The sequence below is a fragment of the Alsobacter sp. KACC 23698 genome (genome assembly GCF_045348435.1).
GTDB lineage: Bacteria > Pseudomonadota > Alphaproteobacteria > Rhizobiales > Beijerinckiaceae > Alsobacter.
In genome coordinates this window covers 5526446-5546679 of the sequence record NZ_CP157484.1, presented here as the reverse complement: position 1 = coordinate 5546679, position 20234 = coordinate 5526446, and the positions used below count along the sequence as shown (strand labels likewise).

Genomic DNA, 20234 nt, shown 5'->3' with positions numbered 1-20234 from the left:
TGCGTTCGGAGGCTTCTACCGCATTTCGCGCGCCGGGAGCACGCGCAAAAAGGCCAAGCTGAAGCGCCCCGCCGCCGACGAGCGCGTCGCGGCGGGCGAGCATCGAAGCGACGGGTTGCGCGTTGACAGCCCATGACCCAGACGACGACGATGCAGCCCCGTTCAGGATCGCCCGTGCCAAGCCCCGTCCAGCCCAGCTCCGCCCCGCCCGTCCTGCCCCATCCGGTGATCGTCGGCGACATCGGCGGCACCAACGCCCGCTTCGCCTTCCAGCGAGCGCCCGACGAGCCGCTCGTCATGCTGGGGCGCTTCAAGACGGCCGACTTCGCCACGGTGTCGCTCGCCCTCAAGGCGGCCGCCGGACAGGCGTCGGAGCCTCCGCGATCCGCCGTGCTCTGCGGCGCCGGCCCGGTGGCGAACCGGCGCTGCGCGCTCACCAACGCCTCGTGGATCATCGACGGGCCCGAGCTGGTGCGCCTCAACGGCCTGCAGGACGGCCTGCTGCTCAACGATTTCGAGGCCCAGGCGCTGTCCCTGCCGGCCTTGCCCGCCTCGGTGCTGGAGCCGATCGGCGACGTGGCGCCCGGAACTGGGCCCTGCGTCGTGCTGGGACCCGGAACCGGCCTCGGCGTCGGCGCGCTCATCACGCTGGACGGGCGCTACGCCCCGCTGCCCAGCGAAGGCGGCCATGTCGATCTCGCCGCAACGGACCCCGAGCAGGAGCGCGTTTTCGCCCATGTGGCCCGCAAGGTCGGCCGGCTGACGGCGGAGACCGTCCTGTCCGGGCCAGGCCTCGTCGCCCTCCACGCCGCAAGTGCGCAGGCGCGGGGAGACCAGCCGGACGGCCGTGACGGAGTCGCCATCGTGGACGCCGCCCTGGCGGACGCCGGCTCCGACGAGGCCGACACGGTGCGGCTCTTCCTGCGCATCATGGCGCGGTTTTCCGGCGACATGGCCATCGTGTTCGGCGCCACCGGCGGCGTGACGCTGGCGGGCGGGATCCTGCCGAGGGTCAAGTCGCTGATCAACCCGAAGGCGTTTCGGGCGGACTTCGAGAGGAAGGATCCCGTCCGGGCCCTCGCGGCCCGGATCGCGACCCGTCTGGTGGTCTCGCCCGACGCGGTCCTGCACGGGATGGCCGCCATTGCGGCCCAGCCGGAGCGTTACGCGCTGGCCTATGGGGAGCGGCTCTGGAGCCGGTAGCGACGCCGCCGCTCGGGCGGCGCTCGAAGCCGCCGCTCGGCGGCGCTGCCCGCGGCCGCTCAGGCGGCGTTCGACGAGGCCGGCGTCTGCGTCAGAACGGCGTAGATGGCGTCCGAATCGCGCGCGGCCCGCAGTTTGCCGGTGACGCTGGGCTCACGCAGCACGCGGGCGACGCGCGCCAGCGCCTTGAGGTGGTCCGCGCCGGCGGCCTCGGGGGCGATCAGCAGGAAGATCAGGTCGACGGGCTCGCCGTCCAGAGCCTCAAAATCGATCGGCTTCTCGAGCCGGGCGAAGAGCCCGAACAGCTTCGGCGTCTTGGCCAGCTTGCCGTGCGGGATGGCGATTCCGTGCCCGATGCCGGTCGATCCCAGGCGCTCGCGCTGCAGCAGGGTCTCGAAGATCTCGCGCTCGGCGAGGCCGGAGAGGGCTGCGGCGCGCTCGGCGAGTTCCTGGAGGGCCTGCTTCTTGGAGTTCGCCTTGAGGGCGGGGATGACCGCTTCAGGCGTGAGGAAATCGGAAAGCGGCATGGTCGCCTTGTCTTTGTCGTTCGCGCCGGACCAGACCGCCCGTTGCATGAAACGGGCCAGGGCTCTGCGTCGGGCGGCTGCTTCGTGAGGGTCCCGCGGGTCCGGCCCCGCCGACCCGGATCAGTAACAAGTCTTTGTTCCGGGACGCGTTCCACCGTCGGGGCGGGGCGCGCGATTCGATCTACTGGGCGGACAGGACCGGGGGATCGATCCATCCGATATTCCCGTCGGATCGGCGGTACACCATGTTCACCCGGCTGCTTCCGGCGTGGCGGAAGACGATGACGGGCGCGCCCGTGAGGTCGAGGTCGATGACCGCTTCGCTCACCGACAATGTGCGCATGTTCTTCTTCGTCTCGGCGATGACGACCGGATGGAAATCCTGCGGCGCCTCATCCTCGTCGGCCTCGTCGGGGGCCTGAATCACATAGGCCGGGATCTCGACCTCGCGGCCATTGGCCTGGGCCGCGCCGCGGTCCTTCAGCCGCCGCTTGTAGCGGCGCAGCCGCTTTTCGATGCGCTCGGCGGCCTGGTCGGAGCTCGCATAGGCGTCGTGCGCGGCGCCTTCCGCCTGCAGGGTGACGCCGGAGGCGAGATGCAGCGTGCAATCGGTGCGGAAGCCGGCGCCCTCGCGCTCGACGATCACGTGGCCCGAAAAACCGCCGTCGAAATATTTGGAGATCGCGGCCGACACACGGGCGACCACCTGGGCTCGCAACGCTTCCCCGATGTCCAGATTCTTACCCGAGACGCGCAATGCCATTGGGGCTTTCTCCGAGCCGCTCTATGAGGCGGCGGCGTGCTCGACGGTTCCGCCGGAACCCGTCTCCCTGGTGGCAAAGACGTAAGGATGGCCCCTGTGGAAGTCAATCGGCCGCGCGAGCCTATCCTCTGGCGGACGCGGCGGCCGTCAAGGCCATCTTCTCGCGCCGGCGTTCGACCGAAGACGGAATCCTGAGACCTTCCCGATACTTGGCGACAGTGCGGCGAGCGATGTCGATGCCCGAATCCCGCAACTTCTGGACGATGGCGTCGTCGGACAACACGTCGCTCGGGCGCTCCGCGTCGATCATCTGCTTGATCCGGAATCGGACGGCCTCGGCCGAGTGCGCCTCGCCGCCCCGGGTCGCCGCGATGGACGCGGTGAAAAAGTATTTCATCTCGAAGATGCCGCGCGGGGTCGCGACATACTTGTTGGAGGTCACGCGCGACACCGTCGATTCGTGCATGCCGATGGCGTCGGCGACGGTGCGCAGGTTGAGCGGGCGCAAGTGCTGGACGCCCAGCGTCAGGAAGGCGTCCTGCTGTCGGACGATCTCGGTCGCGACCTTCAGGATGGTGCGGGCGCGCTGTTCGAGGCTGCGCGTCAGCCAGTTGGCGGTCTGCAGGCAATCGGTCAGGTAGGTCTTGTCCGTGTCGGACCTCGCCGCCCCGGACACCTTCGCCAGGTAGGACTGGTTGACCAGGACGCGCGGCAGCACGTCCGAATTCAGCTCCACGACCCAGCCGCCGTCCGACGCGGTGCGCACATGAACGTCCGGCACGATGGGCTGGATGGGGCCGCCGCCGTAGCGCAGGCCGGGCTTGGGGTCGAGCCTGCGAACCTCCGCGACCATGTCGCCGAGATCCTCGTCGTCGACGCCGCAGATGCGCTTCAGGGTCGAGAAGTCCCGCTTGGCCAGGAGGTCGAGATGGTCGACCAGCGCCTGCATGGCCGGGTCGAACCGGTCGGCGTCCTGGAGCTGGATGCGCAGGCACTCGGCCAGGGAGCGCGCGCCGACGCCGGTCGGCTCGAAGCCGTGCAGGATGGCGAGCACCTGCTCGACCTTCGCCATCGACACGCCGAGGCGCTCGGCCACGGGCTCGAGCGGCTCGACGATGTAGCCCGATTCCTCGACCAGATCGATCAGCGCCAGGCCGATCATGCGCTCGCCCGGGTCCTCGGTGGCGACCTGCAGCTGCTCGATCAGCCGGTCGTGCAGCGAGATCTCGGCCGCCACGAAGGCTTCAAGATTGACCTCGTCGCCGCCGCCGTCCCGGCCGCCGCCTCCCACCCCGCTCCAATTCGTGGAGGACAGGCCGAGCCCGTCCCCGGCCTCGCCGGCGCCGGCCCGCTCCTCGGCGGGGGAGCCTGGCTTGTCATCCGGAAAGACGTTCTCGAGATTGGCGTCGTGACGGTCCTCGATCTCGCCGCGCTCGGGCGCGAGTTCGGCCGTCGGCCAGTCCCGCTCTCCGGCGTCGCCTTCGCGGTCCTGAAAGTCGCGGTCTTGCACCTCGGGCGCGCTGCGGGCCGCCGCATCGTCGAGCGCCGCGGGTCCGTCGGGCTCGTCCGCCCGCTCCAGCAGCGGGTTGCGCTCCAGCTCCTGCTCGACATAGTTGACGAGTTCGATGCTGGAGAACTGAAGCAGTTTGATCGCCTGCAGAAGCTGCGGCGTCATGACCAGGGATTGCCCCTGGCGCAGCTCCAGTCGCTGCGAGAACCTCATCGATGCAATGCCCCACGCATCGACCGCCTTGTCGAAACTGGCGGCACGAATTTTGCTGGGCTATTTAGCGCGCTTCGCTCCCGCGGGTCAAAGGGTCGCTTCGGCCATGACCATGCGTGTTTAATGATTTGCGACTTGTGGGGTCCCGCCTCGTCCGATGCAGGGTCGCGCGCCTGCTCAGAGGCGGAAGTCCTCGCCCAGATAGAGGCGGCGGACCTCTTCGCTGGAGATGATCTCGTCCGGCGAGCCTTCCATCAGCACCCGTCCGGAATGGATGATGTAGGCGCGGTCGATGAGGCCCAGCGTCTCGCGGACATTATGGTCGGTGATCAGCACGCCGATGCCGCGGCCGGTGAGATGGCGGACCAGCGCCTGGATGTCGCCGACCGCGATGGGATCGATGCCGGCGAAAGGCTCGTCCAGCAGCATGAAGGAGGGGCGGCCCGCCAGCGCGCGGGCGATCTCGCACCGGCGCCGCTCGCCGCCCGAGAGCGCGATGGAGGGCGACTTGCGCAGGCGCTTGATGTCGAACTCCTCGAGGAGCGAATCGAGATCCTCCTCGCGCTTCGCGCGGTTGGGCTCCACGACCTCCAGCACGGCGCGGATGTTGTCCTCGACGTTGAGGCCGCGGAAGATCGACGCTTCCTGCGGCAGGTAGCCGATGCCCAGGCGGGCGCGGCGATACATCGGCAGCGACGTGATGTCGTGGCCGTCGAGCGAGATGCGGCCGCGGTCGGCCTGCACCAGCCCGGTGATCATGTAGAAGATGGTGGTCTTGCCGGCGCCGTTCGGGCCGAGCAGGCCGACGGCCTCGCCGTGCCGGACCGTAAGGCCCGCATCCTGCACGACGGCGCGACCGCGATAGCTCTTGGCGAGGCCGCGCACCACAAGGACGCCGGGGCCTCCCTCGTCGCCGCCGTCGGGGCCGCCGCGTTGCGCCGGACCGTGCTCCGCCCCGCCCCCGGCCGGGCGCACGCCGTCGGGCGCGCTTTGGTCGGGCGTGGGAGCATGCTCGGGGCGCTGGCGGTCGAGAAGGTTCACGATCGGGATCCGGGGACGGCGCGGCGCGCAGGCCGGCGCTCGGGTTCGGGGGCGCGCGGCGTCAGGACTTGGGCTTGGCTGCGGGCTTCTTCTTCACGTCGCCGGGTTCGTCGGAGCCCGGAACGAAGAAGCCCTTGACGCGTCCGCCCTCCACGACGGCGACGCCGCTCTCGGTGTTGTAGACGAGCTTGTCGCCCTTTGTGACGTTCTCGCCCTGGCTGAGCGCGACGTTGCCGGTGAGGATGATGCGGTTGGAGCCGCGATCGAACACGCCCTCATTGCCGGTGGCGATCTGGTCCTTGCTGATCACGGTGACGCCGCCCTTGGCCTCGACCCGTTTCAGGGAGGTGCCGCCCTCCTGCTCGCCCTCGGCGTTGGCCGGGGCCGCGGCGGGCTGGGCGCCGGCGCCGGCCGTCGCGGCCGCGCCTGCCGCGCCGTTGCGGTTCTGGCGTTCGAAATAGACGATCATGGTGGGGCACTTGATCGTGGTGTCGCCCTGGATGGCGACGACGTTGCCCGTGTAGACCGCGCGCTGCTCCTTGTTGAACACTTCGAGCCGGTCCGCGTCGATCTTGATCGGCTCCTTGGAATTGGTGCCGAAGCCCGGCAGTCCGGCGCTCTTCTTGGGCTGCTGCGCCCAGGCGGCGGAGGGGCCGGCCGCCAGGGCGACGGCCATCGCCAGCGCGAGCGCCGGGCCGAGGGAGCGGTGGAGCGTGACGGGGTTCATGGCGACGTTCCCTTGGCCTGACCGGCGGACTTGTCGGCCGTGTCGGCGAGCATCAGCGTATGGACGCGCCCTTTGAAGATCACCCGCTGGCCGTTGTCGAGCATTTCGAGCGCGTCAGCGTTGATTTTTCCGCCCGAGAAAATCACCTCGATCGGCTCGGGCGAGTTCACCGCGCCGGACTTGAAGTCGATGTCGGCGGACCGCATCGTGACGTCGTAGCCGGAGTCCGTCTTCACCCGGACGTCGTCCTTGAGCTGGATCGCTTCCGCCTGCGAGTTGTAGACGCCGTTCAGCGCCTCGACATTGGCGAAGCCGCGATCCTGCAGGGCGATGCGCGCCTTGATCTCCTTGAGCTCGATGACGTTCGGGTTCTTGACGTCCGACGAGGCCCAGCGGGCCGTCACCTCATAAGGTCGGTTGTCCTTCTTGAAGCCCGACAGTTTGGGCAGCTCCATGGTGACCTTGGTGCCGCTGATGCTGAGCGGCCCCACCGAGAGCCCCTGCGGCAGCGACCGGAAGGGCTTCACCAGGGCGACGAACGCGATCGCGATGACGACCACGACGGCCCCGATCGGGATCGCCCGGCGCAACAGCCGCACGCGTCCCGAATGACGCACAGCGGCCGCGTACCGCTTTTGCGGCGCGGGCTTCTGCTCGCCGAAACGGGTGCTTCCGCTGGCCATGGGCGTCCTGGTCTCCTGCGGCCCGGGCGTGGGTCTGAACCCTGCCGCGCTCGCGGACCTTCATACAACCTCAGATCGATGATGGCGCGCGGGATTTTTGGGCGGGTTTTTCTGGGTCGGAACGCGCCGTCTCGCGACCCTATGTGGAGCGTGGCGCCCGATGCCGCCAGGGCGGTGCGGCGATCGGGCCCTCGGCCGCGCGAGCGGGCCGGTCAGGCGTGGGCGAAGATGTCCGTCTCCGACCAGCCCAGCAGGTCGAGCCTGGCGCGAGTGGGCAGGAACTCGAAGGCCGCCTGGGCGAGGTCGGCGCGCCCCTCCCGGGCCAGCATGGCGTCCAGCTTCTGCTTCATGGCGTGCAGATGGAGCACGTCCGACGCCGCATAGGACTGCTGCGCGTCCGACAGCGTCGCCGCGCCCCAATCGGACGACTGCTGCTGCTTGGAGATCTCGAAGCCGAGGAGCTCGCGCACCAGGTCCTTCAGGCCGTGCCTGTCGGTGTAGGTGCGGACCAGCTTGGAGACGATCTTGGTGCAGTAGACAGGGCCGGGCATCACCCCGAAGGTGTGGAACAGGACGGCGAGGTCAAACCGGGCGAAGTGGAACAGCTTGACCACTGCGGGATCGCCCAGCAGGCGCTGCAGATTGGGGGCGCTGGTCTGGCCCGCCGCGATCTGGACGAGGTCGGCGTCGCCGTCGCCGGAGGAAAGCTGCACGAGGCACAGCCGGTCGCGCAGCGGATTGAGGCCGAGGGTCTCGGTGTCGATGGCCACCACGGAGCCGAAGGAGGCGCCGTCGGGCAGGTCACCCTTGTGCAGGCGAATGGTCATGCGGGCGGTTCCGGGTCGGCCGATGGCCGCGCTGGGGTTTCGCCCAGCGCGTTACCACGGTTCGGCCGTCCGGAACCACCGCTTTGTCGCAACGTCCCGCAGGCGGGGCCACCCCGGGGCCGGCGTTCCTCAGCGCAGGCCGAAGAACGACAGCACCGCGATGACCACCACCACAAGACCCACGAGATAGATGACGCTGTTCATGTCGTGCCTCCGTTGAATCCCACCTTCAACGGCGCAGGCGCATCGATCGTTCCTGGAAGCGGCGAAGCCGGCTGCGGCGGGCGCGTTCCGAAGGACGCCGGCGGCCGGCTCGGGCCAAAGAAAAAGCCGCCCGGAGGCGGCTCTTTTCGGCGGATCCGGCTCCATCGCGCCTGCATGGCAGGACTGCGATGGTGCCCAGGAGAGGACTCGAACCTCCACGACTTTCATCACTGGTACCTGAAACCAGCGCGTCTACCAATTCCGCCACCTGGGCCCGGCGCGGTTCTTACGGGGGCGTCCCGGGGCTGTCAACGGCGGCGGCGGAGGAATTTCGACCAGCGGGGGAAAAAGCGCGCCTGTTGGGGAGGCGTGGGCTGTCGCATCGGCGGTTTCGCCCTTGTCAGGCCACATTGGGCGCACCACACTCTTCAGGGTGGACGAAAAAGGGTCGAAGCCCAGCGTTTCGATCCGGACCGAGGACACCAGGCGCAAGGCGACGCGATGGGCAAACAGTCTGGACGCAGCGAATCGATCTTCGAGCGCAATCCTGCGCTGCGGCTGGTGCTGGCCCATGCGGGGCTGGGCTCGCTGCTCGGGCTGGCTTTCGCGATCGCGCTGGTCTGGTTCGACGCGCATGGCCTTCGCCACCTGATGACCGAGACGGAGAACGGCCCCGCCGCGTTCGCGCTGCTGGCGGGCGGGTTCATGATCACCTTCGGCAGCCTGGTGGCGGGCGGAGCGATCATGTCGCTCCCGTCGGGCGACGACGACGGCCCGGGCGGCGGCCGGCGCGAGAAGCTTGTCCCGATTCGCGTGCGGGCCACGCGGTCCCGGCGCTCTTCCTCTATACAGCGCGACCTGCATTGAATAAGAGCCTCCTGACACGCAGGAGGCTTCCATGATCCCGACGTCCAACCAGCTCGTCACCGTTTTCGGCGGGTCCGGCTTCGTCGGGCGGCATGTCGTGCGCGCGCTGGCCCGCCGCGGCTACCGCATCCGGGTCGCGGTGCGCCGGCCCGACCTGGCGCTGTTCCTGCAGCCGCTCGGGCGCGTCGGCCAGATCCACCCCGTCCAGGCGAATGTCCGTTACCCGGCCTCCATCGCCGCCGCCCTCGAGGGCGCCGACGCCGCCGTGAACCTCGTCGGCATCCTCAACCCCGGCGGAGCGCAGACCTTCGAAGCCGTGCAGGCGCAGGGCGCCCGCGCCGTCGCCGAGGCGGCGAGGCAGGCGGGGATCACCCGCTTCGTCCAGATGTCGGCGCTGGGCGCCGACCCCGATTCCGACTCGGCCTACGCCCGGACCAAGGCGGCCGGCGAAGCCGCCGCCATGGAGGCCGTGCCGAGCGCCGTCGTGATGCGGCCCTCCATCGTGTTCGGGCCGGAAGACTCCTTCTTCAACCGCTTCGCGGCGCTCGCCCGCGTGTCTCCGGTCATCCCGCTGATCGGGGGCGGCGAGACGCGGTTCCAGCCCGTCTTCGTGGGCGACGTGGCCGAGGCCATCTGCCGCGTGATGGACGCCACCGTTCGGACCGGCGTGACCTACGAGCTGGGCGGGCCCGAGGTGAAGACCTTCCGCCAGCTGATCCAGTACGTGCTGGACATCACCGGCCGCCGCAGGCTGCTGGTCTCCATGCCGGTGGGGGCGGCCCGGGTGCAGGCCGGCGTGACCGAGTTCGTCAACAAGGTCACGGGCGGCCTCGTGCCGGACGCGCTGATGCTGACGGGCGACCAGGTGCGCCTGCTCCAGGTCGACAATGTCGTCAGCGATGCCGCCATCGCGGAAGGCCGCACCCTCGAGGCCATGGGCGTGACGCCCGAGATCATCGAGGCGGTCGTGCCGGCCTATCTCTATCGGTTCCGGGCGCGCGGCCAGTTCGACGCCGGCAAGTTCGCCTGAGCCCGCCGGGCTGCCTCACCGGGGCGGCGGGAGCGGCCTGGTCTCTTCGCGCAATGTCAGCCGCTTGTGGACGTGGACCATCAGGGCTGCGCCGAAGAGCGGCGTCAGCAGGTTGACGAACGGGATCGCCACCATCACGGCGATGGCGAGGCCGGCCAGCAGGATCGTGGTGGAGTGCCGCGACCGCATGGCCCGGACCTCCTCGATCGGCCGGAAACGGCCCGCCGCCAGCGCGAAATACTCCCGGCCCAGCAGATAGGCGTTCGCGGCCAGGAAGGCGACGATGTTGAAGGGCGGGATCAGGAGGAAGATCAGCGCCACCAGATTGATCAGCAGCGCGCTCGCGGCGAAACGCAGCGATTCCCAGAGCGCCGTCGCGACCGGGAGCGGCCGGCCCGGAGGGTCGGCGAGGTAATGGCTTCTCTCGACCTTCTCGGCGACGTCGTCGAGGAAGAAGCCGGCCACCAGCATCGACACGGAGGGGATCAGGTAGCCGAGCCCGATCACCAGCCCGAAGCCGGCCAGGAACGCCGCATAGGTTCCGATCCAGGGATATTGGGCGAGGATGTCGGCGCTCGACAGCCCATAGGAGATGAGCTTGGTCAGCGCCGCCCAGATCAGGGCGAGCAGCGCCACCGTCAGGCCGAGCGATTTCCACAGGATGGCGCGGAACGGAGGCGAGAGGATCTGCCGCAACGCCTTCAGCGCCGAGTCGAAGATCATGGGCGAATGGTCCTGAAGCGAGGGGGTGGCGAAGCCTGCCGGCGCGCCGGGGCGGCGCCGCGTGAGCGTTACAGGAAGCCGCTTCCCGCTTCCGGGTCGAACAAAGCGTGAAGTCGGCAGGCGGTCGCCTGGGCGAAGCGGATCAGCAGCGCCTTGCGGGCGGCGCCGGCGAGACGGTGCTCCGCCGGGTCGCGCAGCACCGCGGCGCCGTAGGCGTCGGCCAGGATCAGCCCGGCGTCCGGCGGCATGATCTCGGCCGGCACGTGGTCCGGAATGGCGAAATAAAGCCGGTCGCAATGGGCCCGGTAATCCGGCCATTTCCGGTCCGCCCGGAAATCCTCGACGCTGGACTTGATCTCCACGATCCAGACCGCCCCGTCGGGGCCCAGCGCCACGATGTCGGCGCGCCGCCCGGAGGCGAGCGGCAACTCCGTCACGGAGGCGAAGCCCAGGCTTGTCAGCAGGCGGCGCGTGCCGCGGGCGACGGCCAGCGCCGTGTCCGACTGGCGGCCGTCGACCGGGGGCGCGATCGCCAGGGAAGAGGAAACCGGCATGCCCAAAGCCTAGCGCCGGATCGGATTCGCCGCAATCGGCGGCCGAAGGTCCCGCTTTCCGGGCCGACCTCGGCCGCCGTCTACAGGAACAGCCAGGTGACGAGGCCGAAGAGCGGCGTCAGGATCAGGCCGGTCCACAGCATGTAGCCGAAGAAGCTCGGCATGCGCACGCCGCCCTGCCGGGCGATGGCGTAGACCATGAAGTTGGGCGCGTTGCCGATGTAGGTGTTGGCGCCCATGAAGACGGCGCCCAGCGAGATCGCCGCCAGCGTCGAGGCGAGCGGGCCCATCAGGCGGACCGGATCGCCCCCGGCGAGTTCGAAGAACACCAGATAGGTCGGCGCATTGTCGAGGAAGGACGAAAGCAGCCCCGTGAGCCAGAAATAGGCCGCGGGCGAGGGGCTCCCGTCCGGCCGGGTGACCAGCCCCACCAGCGGCGCGAACACGCCCTCGCGGCCGGCCTGCAGCATGGCGATGACCGGGATGATGCAGGCGAAGATGCCGGCGAACAGCTTGGCCACCTCCAGGATGGGCTCCCAGGAGAAGTCGTTCGCCTTGCGGTGCTCCTTGCGGGTCAGCGCGACGGAGGCCGCCCCCACGGCGATCATGACGAGGTCGCGCAGCACGTTCTGCAGCGGCAGGTGGACGCCGAGGGCGTTCACCTCGACGCCGGACTTCCACAAGCCGCTGGCCAGGATGGCGGCGACGGCCACGCCGATCAGGGCGAAGTTCACGAGGCCGCGCACGCGCACGGGCTTGTCGGGGGTGGGATCGCTCTGCGCCTTGAAGGCCTCGTCGCGATGGTAGAACCACGCGTCCATGGCGAAGAACAGGGCCAGCAGGACCGCGCAGGCGAACAGCGTCTCCGGCCAGAGCGTCTTGCCGGTCCAGAAGAAATCGACGCCGCGCAGGAAGCCCAGGAACAGCGGCGGATCGCCGAGCGGCGTGAGCGAGCCCCCGATGTTCGACACCAGCATGATGAAGAACACGAAGACGTGGACATTGTGCACGCGGTTGTCGTTGGCGCGCAGCAGCGGGCGAATCAGGATCATCGACGCCCCGGTGGTGCCGATGACGCTCGCCAGGAGCGCCCCGACGCCCAGGATGGCCGTGTTCATGCCCGGCGAGCCATGGATGTTGCCGGCGACAACGATCCCGCCGGCCGCGGTGAACAGGGCGAAGAGCATCAGGATGAAGGGCAGGTATTCGGTGAACAGCGTGTGCAGGATCGCCGCGCCCGCCGCGTCGGCGCCCTGCGTCAGCGCCAGCGGGATCGCGGCCAGAAGGCCCCAGAAGGCGGCGATCTTGCCGTAGTGGCTGTGCCAGAGATGCGGAAACAGCAGCGGGCCGAGCGCGATCGAGAGCAGGATCCCGGCGAAGGGCGCGGCCCACACGATCCCGAGGCGCGAGCCCTGGAGGCCTTCGGCGGCCTCGGCCGGGGCGACGGAGAAGGCGAGCGCGAACAGCGCGGCGGCGAGAGGAAGCGCCATGGTCATCCTGGTTTCGGCTGCTGGGATCCGCGGCCATAGAACCCGAACCCAGAGTAGCGAACAACAGGCCGGGAGACGAATATGGTTAAGGGCCGTTAAGCAACTGTTCAGGGGAGCGGCCGCAGGATAGGAGAAAGCAACGCTCAAGGGTGGCTCCGCATGTGCCGATTCCTCGCCTACCGGGGTGAGCCGGTCTTCATGGAAGACCTGGTCTGCGCACCCTGCCATTCGCTGGTGCACCAGTCTCTGCACGCCGAAGAGGCCAAGACGGGCACCAATGGCGACGGCTTCGGCATCGGCTGGTACGGCGCCCGTCCCGAGCCCGGCGTCTATCGGGAGCTGCGCCCGGCCTGGTCCGACGAGAACCTGCGCTCGCTGTGCTCCCAGGTGACGTCCGGGCTGTTCTTCGCCCATGTGCGCGCGGCGACCGGCACGGCGACGACACGGGCGAACTGCCACCCCTTCGTGAACGGCAAGTGGATGTTCATGCATAACGGCCAGATCGGCGGCTATCACGCGATCCGGCGCAAGCTGGAGAGCCTGATCCCGGACGAGCTCTACGAGGCCCGCGGCGGCACCACCGACAGCGAGGCGATCTTCCTCGCCGCCCTGGCGGACGGACTGGAGGACAACCCAGTCGGCGCGATGGCCCGCACCGTGTCCCGGGTAAGCGGCTTCATGAGGTCGGCGGGCGTGCGCGAGGCGCTGCGGTTCACGGCGGCGCTCACCGACGGTGAGAGCCTCTACGCGTTCCGCTGGGCGAGCGACGCCAAGCCGGCGACGCTCTACTGGCGCGACATGGGCGGTCGCCTGGTGATCGTATCCGAGCCGCTCGACCGGGCTCAGCCCGGCTGGCTCGAGGTGCCGCGCTCCTGCGCGCTCACGGCCCGCAAGGGGGCGGCGCCTTCGCTGCAGTGCATGGACGAGGCGCTGGCGGCGGCCTGAGGCGAGCCGGCCGGCTCAGACCGCGCCAAGCCGATAGAACGCGCTGGCGTTGCCGCCGAAGATGGCGAGGCGCTCGCCGGCGCTGCAGGCGGCCGTCAGCTCCTCGGCCGCGTCGATCCAGCGCTGGTAGCCCGAAGCCAGGGTGCAAACCGGCCAATCCGATCCGAACATCAGGCGCCCGGGACCGAACGCCGAGAGAAGAAGATCCACATAGGGCTGCAACGCCTCGACGCTCCAGTCGGCGGAGGCCTCGGTCACGAGACCGGAGAGCTTGCAGAGCGCGCGCGACTCGACGGAGATGCGGGTCATCGCGGCGGACCATTCGTCGATCTCGCCGGCGCGGATCCGCGGCTTGGCGCCGTGGTCGATCACGACACGCAGATCCGGGTAGCGCAGCATCAGCCGCGAGAGCGCGTCGAGGTGCTCCGGCCGCACCAGGGCGTCGAAGGCCAGGTCGTGGGCGATCAGGCAGCGGAACGCCCAGTCCAATTCAGGGCGCAGCATCCACTCCGGATCCGGGATGTCCTGGATCATGGGCCGGAAGCCCTTGAGCTTCTTGTGCCGGGCCAGGCGGTCCACATGGGCGATGTGGGAGGGATCCTCGAAGTCGACCCAGCCGACCACGCCCAGCACCCAGTCGGTCGCGTCGGCGAGGCCGAGCATGTACTCGGTCTCCTCGACGGTGGGGGCGGCCTGCACCAGCACCGTCCCGCCGACGCCCGCCTCCTCGATCAGCAGCTCCAGGTCGTCCGGCGCGAAGGGCCGGTACAGCGTCTGCAGCTCGGGCGTCAGCCAGCCATAGTCGCCGCGCGCAGGGTTCCAGAAGTGCTGATGGGCGTCGATTCGAAGCGTCATCGCCGAAGTTCCGCGCGCAAATGAGGCTGGGGGATGGCGTGGGCCGTCGGCCTATTCCGGCCGGACCACGCCCTTCTTCAGGATCACGTTGCCGTAGAGGCGACGCTCGCCGCTGACCACGACCGCAAAGGCTCCCTTGGCGCGCTCGTAGAAGGCGAAGCGCTCCAGCGCGCCCAGCGCGAAGCCGACGCCCTCCTGGGCTACGATGGCCTGGCGGAACTCCGCGAAGATGGGCATGTCCGCCTGGGCGTCGCCGACCACCTCCATGCGCCAGGCGGCCTCGGGGACGAAGTCGTCCAGCGGCATCACGGACAGCACCGCCTCGACCACGCGCGGCGCGGGGATCCCGTCGAGCCGGATCACCGGGCGCCCCATCGCGGCGGCGGGAAAGTTCGTGTCCACGACGGCGATCTCGTCCCCGTGGCCCATGGCCCGCAGGGTGGCGAGAAGCTCCGGCCCCAGGATGGGATCCAGCCCCTTCAGCATGCGTTGATCTCCTGCGGGAGCGGCGCGCCGGAGCGCGATGGCGAGACCGGTCCGACCGCCGCGACACGGTTCCGGCCCGATGCGGGCCATGATAGGAAGCCTGCGACCGATGCCGCAAGCCCGCCCGGCGATCCACGCGATCCCGGCCGATCCGCCGACGAAGTTCAAGGAGAGCCGCCATGGCGTCCAAGCTCGACCAGCTCAAGTCCATGACCGTCGTGGTGGCGGACACCGGCGATATCGAGGCGATCCGGGCCTTCCACCCCACCGATTGCACCACCAACCCCTCGCTGATCCTGAAGGCGGCCCAGATGCCGGGCTACGCCTCGCTCCTCGACGAGGCGCTCGACTGGGGCCGCCGCAAGGGCGGCTCCCGCGAGGCCGTGACGGCCGCCGTCGCCGACCGGCTGGCGGTGTCGTTCGGGGCCGAGCTCACGCGCATCGTGCCCGGCCGCGTCTCCACCGAGGTGGACGCGAACCTCTCCTTCGACACCAAGGCCAGCGTCGACAAGGCGCGGGCCATCGTGGCCGCCTACAAGGAGCGCGGCATCGAGCGCGACCGCATCCTGATCAAGCTCGCCTCCACCTGGGAGGGCCTGAGGGCGGCCGAAATCCTGCAGCGCGAGGGCGTGGACTGCAATCTGACGCTGCTGTTCTCGCTGGCGCAGGCGGCGGCGGCCGCGGAGGCGAAGGCGTTCCTGATCTCGCCTTTCGTAGGCCGCATCCTGGACTGGCACGCCAAGGCCGAGGGCCGCAGCTTCACGGCCGAAGAGGATCCGGGCGTGCTCTCGGTGCGGCGGATCTACGCCTATTACAAGCGCCACGGCTACGACACGGTGGTGATGGGCGCGTCCTTCCGCAACACCGGCGAGATCGAGGCGCTGGCCGGCTGCGACAGGCTCACCATTGCGCCGGCGCTGCTGGAGGAGCTGTCGCGCGACGAGGGCGCGCTGGCCCGCAAGCTCGACCCCGCCACGGCCGGGCGCGACGGCGTCGACAAGATCGCCACCGACGAGGCGTCGTTCCGCTTCGCGCTCAACGAGGACCCGATGGCGACCGAGAAGCTGGCCGAGGGCATCCGCCAGTTCGCCAAGGACCTGCGCTCGCTGCACGCGATGATCGGCCAGCGGCTGGAGTCGGCGGAGGCGGCCTGAACGCGCCGGAGCCGGCGTCCGTCGCCCTCAGGCCGCGCCGGGCAGGCAGGCGGGGCCGATCGGCTCGAAGCTCTTGTAGGTGAGGATGAACTCCTGGTGACCGAGGTCCTCGGACCGGGTCTTCAGACCCTGGCCGAGCCCGACCACGAGGTCGCGGATCTCGCGCCCGACCTCGTCGAGGCCGGCGCGGCCCTCCAGGATTCGGCCGGCGTCGACGTCCATGTCGTCGCTCATACGCCTGTAGGTCTCCGGATTGGCGCAGATCTTGACCACGGGCGAGATGGCCGAGCCCACCACCGAGCCGCGCCCCGTCACGAACAGCACGGCGTGGCTGCCGCAGGCGATCAGCTCGGCGATCTCGGCGTTGTCGTTGATGTTGGGGAAGCCGAACCGGACCTCCCCGTCGGGCACGACATCCAGCAGATAGAGGCCGCCCCGGGGCGGGACGTCCGCCGGCTTGAGCAGGCCGCAAATGGGCGAGGCCCCGGACTTGGCGTAGGCGCCCATCGATTTCTCCTCGATGGTCGACAGGCCCCCATCGGCGTTGCCGGGCGCGAAGGAGCCGTAGCCGAGCGTGGCGTAGTAGCGCGCCGCCTTGGCGACGCTGGCCTCCAGCTCGGCCGCCAGCGCGGGCGTCACGGCGCGCGCCGCCATGATGTGCTCGCAGCCGATGAGTTCGCCCGTCTCCTCGAAGATGCAGGCCGCGCCTTCGCGCACCAGCATGTCGAAGGCGCGCCCGGCGGCGGGGTTGCCGGTGATGCCGCTGGTCCCGTCCGAGCCGCCGCAGACGGTGCCGACCACGAGCTCGTCCACCCGCATCGGGACGGTGGGAGCCGCATCCAAAAGACGCTTCTGCTCGGCCGCCCAGGCCCGGCCCTCCAGGATGGAGGCGCGGGTCCCGCCCGTCGCCTGGATGGTGAGCGTCTTGACCGGGCGGCCGCTCGCCCGGACCGCGCGCTCCAGCCCGTATTTGTCGAAGGCCTCGCAGCCCAGCGACACGAGCAGAACCGCCCCGACATTGGGGTGCGTGCAGAGCGCCTCCATCATGCGCTGGGCGTAGCCGTTGGGGTAGCAGCCCGGGAAGCCGATCACGTGGACGCCGTCCTCGCGCAGCGGCGCGGCGATCTCCCGCGCCACATGATGGGCGCACTCGACCAGGTAGCCGACCGCGACGACGTTGCGGATGCCCTTGCGGCCGTCCTGGCGCAGCCAGCCGCGCATGGGGGCCTCCGCGACGGAAGGTTCGGCGAACGAGGGGGTCATGCTGTCGCTCCAAGCTTGGGATCGTCCAACGTGTAGGTGGGCGTGTATTCGCTCTTGATGTTGTGGACGTGCACATGCTCGCCCGGGGCGATCGAGGCGGTGGCGGACCCGATCGGCGCGCCATATTTCAGCACCGTCTCGCCAGGCGCGATGGCGCGCCGCGCCACTTTGTGGGCGAGCGGGATATCCTGGGCGGCGGCGACCCGCTTTCCGTCGATGGCGAGATCGTCGCCGGCCCGGATCCGTCGGCGCGCCACCAGCACGTTGTCGCGCGGGTCCAGCAGGATGAGGCGGACGTCCTCGCCGCCGCCGGCGGCCTCTTGGGACTGCGAGATCGTGTCCGACACGGTTCCTCCCGAGGCCTTCGCGGCGGCGCTGGCGCCCACGTTCACGCCGCGCGGCGCCTCATTCCTGAGACCTAAATCGATACATGCGGGGTCGCCCAGTTGCAACGATCAGGCGAAAGGCCGTTTCGGCGCGTTTGGAGCGAAAAACCCCGCAATGCTGCGCAAAACGCATGGCAGCCAGTCGGCCGCGCTGGACTTAATCGGTTCGATAGTCTTAGAGTGCCGCCAGCCGGTCGGGAACGGACGCAAGGGGCTCGGTGCCCGCATGCTCCCGTCGATCGGGCGTGGCCACGTCAGGGCCCGTCGACGGCAACGATCCAGGCGCCAAGCCAGGGACCCTTTGGGAGGAAAACGATGAAGAAACTGATCGTGGGGGCAGCCGCGTCTTTCGCCATCCTGGCGGGCGGGCAGGCGCTCGCCCAGGACAAGCTCACCGTGTGGTGGGTGAAGGGCTTCTACAAGGCCGAGGACGACGCGCTCTTCGAGGCCATCAAGAAATTTGAGGCCAAGAGCGGCGTCAAGGTCGATCTGTCCCAGTACGCCGTGCAGGACATGATCCCGAAGACGGTCTCGGCGCTGGACGCCGGCAGCCCGCCGGACGTCGCCTATGCGGACGTGTACGACTTCCAGGTCGCCGCCAAGTGGGCCTATGAGGGACGCCTCGAAGACCTCACGAGCGTCATCGAGCCCCTGAAGGGCCAGTTCGCGCCCAACACGGTCGAGACGACCTACCTGTACAACGACAAGGCCAAAAAGCAGGCTTACTACGCGTTCCCGCTCAAGCAGCAGACGATGCATATCGAGTACTGGATCGATATGCTCGAGCAGGCCGGCTTCAAGGAGAGCGACATTCCGAAGGATTGGAAGGGCTACTGGTCCTTCTGGTGCGACAAGGTCCAGCCGGCCTACCGCAAGGCCTCGGGCAGCCGCGCCTATGGCATCGGGCAGCCGTTGGGTGTGGATTCGTCGGACAGCTTCTACTCGTTCCTGACCTTCATGGACGCCTACAACGTCAAGCTCGTCGACGACAAGGGCAAGCTCCAGCTCGACGATCCGAACGTCAAGAAGGGCCTCATGGGCGCCCTGGCCGACTACACCGAGCCCTACGTCAAGGGCTGCGTGCCGCCTTCCGCCACGTCTTGGAAGGACCCGGACAACAACGTCGCCTTCCACAACAAGACGACGGTGTTGACCCACAACGCCACGATCTCGATCGCGGCCAAGTGGCTCGACGACGCCAACAACGAGACGCTCACGGCCGAGCAGCGGGCCCAGGCGAAGAAGAACTACGACAGCCTGATCCGCACCGCCGGCTTCCCCAACAAGCCCGACGGCGCCCCGATGCAGTACCGCACCGCCGTGAAGGTGGGCGTGGTGTTCGAGCAGGCCAAGCAGAAGCAGCGCGCCAAGGAGTTCGTCGCGTTCCTGCTGCAGGAAGAGAACCTGAAGCCCTACGTGGAAGGCGCTCTCGGCCGCTGGTTCTCGGTGACCAAGGCCGGCCAGGAGAGCCCGTTCTGGCAGGCTGACCCGCACCGCAAGTCGGTCTACAACCAGTACAAGGCCGGGACCGTGACCTTCGAGTTCACCAAGAACTACAAGTTCACGATCCTGAACAACGAGAACGTCTGGGCCAAGGCCGCCAACCGCATCGTCAGCGAGAAGGTGCCGGTCGAGAAGGCCACGGACGAGCTGATCGCCCGCATCAAGGAAGTGGCCGGAAGCTGAACCGACGAGGCCGGGCTTTCAGGATCCCTCGTTCTGAGAGCCCGGCGCGACGCCAGAATGCCCCTCGTCCCTTTGGAACGCCCTGCTGCGCAGGGCTCCGCGGGATGAGGGGATTCAGCAACGGTCAGGAAAGCGGCGACCCGACCCCCTGCGCCAGATCAACGGTGGTCGCCCGGCCCGGGCGAGCGCCGACTCCATAAGGGCCCCCACGATGACCACCGCAAGCCTTACCGACCCGCACGCCGGCGTCGTCGCCCCCGAGAAGCAGGGCATGACCGCCTGGCAGTTCTGGGGCATCCTGATGGTGGCCCCCTACCTGCTGATCTTCGCGCTGTTCGTCGTCTACCCGGTGTTCTACGCGTTCTGGCTGGCCCACAAGCCGGAGAGCTACGTCCACCTTTTCAACGACCCGATCTTTATCCGGTCGATCTTCAACACGCTCGCCTTCCTGATCATCGGCATCAATCTGAAGATGGTCGTGGCGCTGACGCTGTCCGGCTTCTTCATGAACGAGCGCAAGTGGGTGAAGGCGCTCTCCGTCATCTTCATCCTGCCCTGGGCGGTGCCGTCGATCCCGACCATCCTGTCGGTCCGGTTCATGCTCAACCCCGAATGGGGCGTCATCAACCAGCTGATCTTCCGCTTCACCGGCGAGGACGGTCCGAACTGGCTGAACGATCCCCAGCTCGCGCTCTTTCTGGCCATCCTGGTCCATATCTGGAAGTCGCTGCCGTTCTGGACCCTGATCCTGCTGGCCGGGCGGCTGGCGATCTCGGCCGATCTCTACGAGGCGGCGTCGGTCGACGGGGCCAACAACTGGCAGAAGTTCCGGTTCGTCACCTGGCCGTCGATGCAGCAGCTCTACCTGACCTGCACGATCCTCTCGATGATTTGGACGCTCGGCGACTTCAACAGCGTCTATCTGCTCACCGGCGGCGGGCCGGCCGACCTCACCCACGTGCTCGCCACGCTGGGCATCCGCTATCTGCGGTTGGACCAGGTCGACCTGTCGATGGCCACCATCGTATGCGCCCTGCCGATCATCCTGCCGCTCGTCTTTGTGATGATGAAGCGTCTCTCGAAGTAAGGCTGCGCCC

At 68.9% G+C, this 20234-nt stretch carries 22 protein-coding genes and 1 tRNA gene; 7 read left to right on the top strand and 16 right to left on the bottom strand.

Annotated elements, in window-relative coordinates; translation table 11 throughout:
* Nucleotides 1-174 precede the first annotated feature (174 nt).
* Entirely contained in the window at nt 175-1203 is a 1029-nt protein-coding gene (locus tag ABEG18_RS26440; protein WP_406856003.1) for a glucokinase, read from the top strand.
* A 59-nt stretch (nt 1204-1262) separates the two neighbouring features.
* Here ABEG18_RS26440 and ptsN read toward each other — a convergent pair whose 3' ends face one another.
* The 9 genes from ptsN to ABEG18_RS26395 all read right to left on the bottom strand — a co-directional run bounded on the left by ptsN (nt 1263) and on the right by ABEG18_RS26395 (nt 7972).
* The gene (gene ptsN, locus ABEG18_RS26435; RefSeq protein ID WP_406856002.1) at nt 1263-1730 is read right to left on the bottom strand and encodes a PTS IIA-like nitrogen regulatory protein PtsN; all 468 of its coding nucleotides are present in this window, start codon (nt 1728-1730) and stop codon (nt 1263-1265) included.
* A 181-nt stretch (nt 1731-1911) separates the two neighbouring features.
* A complete protein-coding gene (gene hpf, locus ABEG18_RS26430) occupies nt 1912-2493 on the bottom strand; it encodes a ribosome hibernation-promoting factor, HPF/YfiA family (RefSeq protein ID WP_406856001.1) in 582 nt (193 codons plus the stop codon).
* Nucleotides 2494-2614: 121 nt separating this feature from the next.
* Complete coding sequence (gene rpoN / locus ABEG18_RS26425; protein WP_406856000.1) at nt 2615-4216, bottom strand: RNA polymerase factor sigma-54; 1602 nt, start codon at nt 4214-4216, stop codon at nt 2615-2617.
* A gap of 177 nt (nt 4217-4393) precedes the next feature.
* Nucleotides 4394-5266 (bottom strand): LPS export ABC transporter ATP-binding protein, encoded by an 873-nt coding sequence (lptB, locus tag ABEG18_RS26420; protein WP_406858720.1) that lies wholly within the window; start codon nt 5264-5266, stop codon nt 4394-4396.
* A gap of 52 nt (nt 5267-5318) precedes the next feature.
* Complete coding sequence (locus tag ABEG18_RS26415; RefSeq protein ID WP_406855999.1) at nt 5319-5984, bottom strand: LptA/OstA family protein; 666 nt, start codon at nt 5982-5984, stop codon at nt 5319-5321.
* Nucleotides 5981-6667 (bottom strand): LPS export ABC transporter periplasmic protein LptC, encoded by a 687-nt coding sequence (gene lptC, locus ABEG18_RS26410; RefSeq protein WP_406855998.1) that lies wholly within the window; start codon nt 6665-6667, stop codon nt 5981-5983. The genes ABEG18_RS26415 and lptC overlap by 4 nt, the downstream gene beginning before the upstream one ends.
* A gap of 212 nt (nt 6668-6879) precedes the next feature.
* Nucleotides 6880-7494, bottom strand: coding sequence for a ribonuclease D (locus ABEG18_RS26405; RefSeq protein ID WP_406855997.1), 615 nt, complete (start codon nt 7492-7494; stop codon nt 6880-6882).
* A 129-nt stretch (nt 7495-7623) separates the two neighbouring features.
* Nucleotides 7624-7926: a hypothetical protein gene (locus ABEG18_RS26400; protein WP_406855996.1), complete on the bottom strand. Its 303-nt coding sequence runs from the start codon at nt 7924-7926 to the stop codon at nt 7624-7626.
* Nucleotides 7888-7972 (bottom strand) — tRNA-Leu (locus tag ABEG18_RS26395). The genes ABEG18_RS26400 and ABEG18_RS26395 overlap by 39 nt, the downstream gene beginning before the upstream one ends.
* Nucleotides 7973-8199: 227 nt before the next feature.
* Between ABEG18_RS26395 and ABEG18_RS26390 the strand changes: the two genes are divergently transcribed.
* Nucleotides 8200-8565, top strand: a complete 366-nt coding sequence (locus ABEG18_RS26390) for a hypothetical protein (protein ID WP_406855995.1) — start codon at nt 8200-8202, stop codon at nt 8563-8565.
* Nucleotides 8566-8596: 31 nt separating this feature from the next.
* The gene (locus ABEG18_RS26385; protein WP_406855994.1) at nt 8597-9595 is read left to right on the top strand and encodes a complex I NDUFA9 subunit family protein; all 999 of its coding nucleotides are present in this window, start codon (nt 8597-8599) and stop codon (nt 9593-9595) included.
* 15 nt (nt 9596-9610) lie between these two features.
* On the opposite strand, the gene ABEG18_RS26380 is transcribed toward ABEG18_RS26385, so the two are convergent.
* From ABEG18_RS26380 to ABEG18_RS26370, 3 genes are all read right to left on the bottom strand, one after another.
* Entirely contained in the window at nt 9611-10318 is a 708-nt protein-coding gene (locus ABEG18_RS26380) for a sulfate transporter family protein (protein ID WP_406855993.1), read from the bottom strand.
* Nucleotides 10319-10386: 68 nt separating this feature from the next.
* Entirely contained in the window at nt 10387-10872 is a 486-nt protein-coding gene (locus ABEG18_RS26375) for an MmcB family DNA repair protein (RefSeq protein WP_406855992.1), read from the bottom strand.
* Nucleotides 10873-10952: 80 nt separating this feature from the next.
* Nucleotides 10953-12368 carry a sodium:proton antiporter gene (locus ABEG18_RS26370; RefSeq protein WP_406855991.1) on the bottom strand — a complete coding sequence of 472 codons (1416 nt, stop codon included), beginning with the start codon at nt 12366-12368 and terminating at the stop codon, nt 10953-10955.
* Between the two features lie 153 nt (nt 12369-12521).
* Here ABEG18_RS26370 and ABEG18_RS26365 point away from each other — a divergent pair, with 153 nt between their 5' ends.
* On the top strand, nt 12522-13307 hold the full coding sequence (locus ABEG18_RS26365; RefSeq protein WP_406855990.1) for a class II glutamine amidotransferase: 786 nt from the start codon (nt 12522-12524) through the stop codon (nt 13305-13307).
* A 15-nt stretch (nt 13308-13322) separates the two neighbouring features.
* Here the strand turns inward: ABEG18_RS26365 and ABEG18_RS26360 are convergent, their stop codons facing one another.
* Together ABEG18_RS26360 and ABEG18_RS26355 are read right to left on the bottom strand one after the other, a co-directional pair.
* Nucleotides 13323-14162, bottom strand: a complete 840-nt coding sequence (locus tag ABEG18_RS26360) for an amidohydrolase family protein (protein WP_406855989.1) — start codon at nt 14160-14162, stop codon at nt 13323-13325.
* A 51-nt stretch (nt 14163-14213) separates the two neighbouring features.
* Nucleotides 14214-14648 carry an RbsD/FucU family protein gene (locus tag ABEG18_RS26355; RefSeq protein ID WP_406855988.1) on the bottom strand — a complete coding sequence of 145 codons (435 nt, stop codon included), beginning with the start codon at nt 14646-14648 and terminating at the stop codon, nt 14214-14216.
* A 179-nt stretch (nt 14649-14827) separates the two neighbouring features.
* Between ABEG18_RS26355 and tal the strand changes: the two genes are divergently transcribed.
* The gene (gene tal / locus ABEG18_RS26350) at nt 14828-15802 is read left to right on the top strand and encodes a transaldolase (protein WP_406855987.1); all 975 of its coding nucleotides are present in this window, start codon (nt 14828-14830) and stop codon (nt 15800-15802) included.
* Between the two features lie 27 nt (nt 15803-15829).
* Here tal and ABEG18_RS26345 read toward each other — a convergent pair whose 3' ends face one another.
* Both ABEG18_RS26345 and ABEG18_RS26340 read right to left on the bottom strand, forming a co-directional pair.
* Nucleotides 15830-17065, bottom strand: a complete 1236-nt coding sequence (locus tag ABEG18_RS26345; protein ID WP_406855986.1) for a UxaA family hydrolase — start codon at nt 17063-17065, stop codon at nt 15830-15832.
* Nucleotides 17062-17412, bottom strand: coding sequence for a UxaA family hydrolase (locus ABEG18_RS26340; RefSeq protein ID WP_406855985.1), 351 nt, complete (start codon nt 17410-17412; stop codon nt 17062-17064). Before ABEG18_RS26340 ends, ABEG18_RS26345 begins: the two co-directional genes overlap by 4 nt.
* A 354-nt stretch (nt 17413-17766) precedes the next feature.
* On the opposite strand from ABEG18_RS26340, the gene ABEG18_RS26335 reads away from it, so the two are divergent.
* Together ABEG18_RS26335 and ABEG18_RS26330 are read left to right on the top strand one after the other, a co-directional pair.
* Complete coding sequence (locus ABEG18_RS26335) at nt 17767-19137, top strand: ABC transporter substrate-binding protein (protein WP_406855984.1); 1371 nt, start codon at nt 17767-17769, stop codon at nt 19135-19137.
* A gap of 271 nt (nt 19138-19408) precedes the next feature.
* On the top strand, nt 19409-20224 hold the full coding sequence (locus ABEG18_RS26330; RefSeq protein ID WP_406858719.1) for a carbohydrate ABC transporter permease: 816 nt from the start codon (nt 19409-19411) through the stop codon (nt 20222-20224).
* Nucleotides 20225-20234 lie beyond the last annotated feature (10 nt).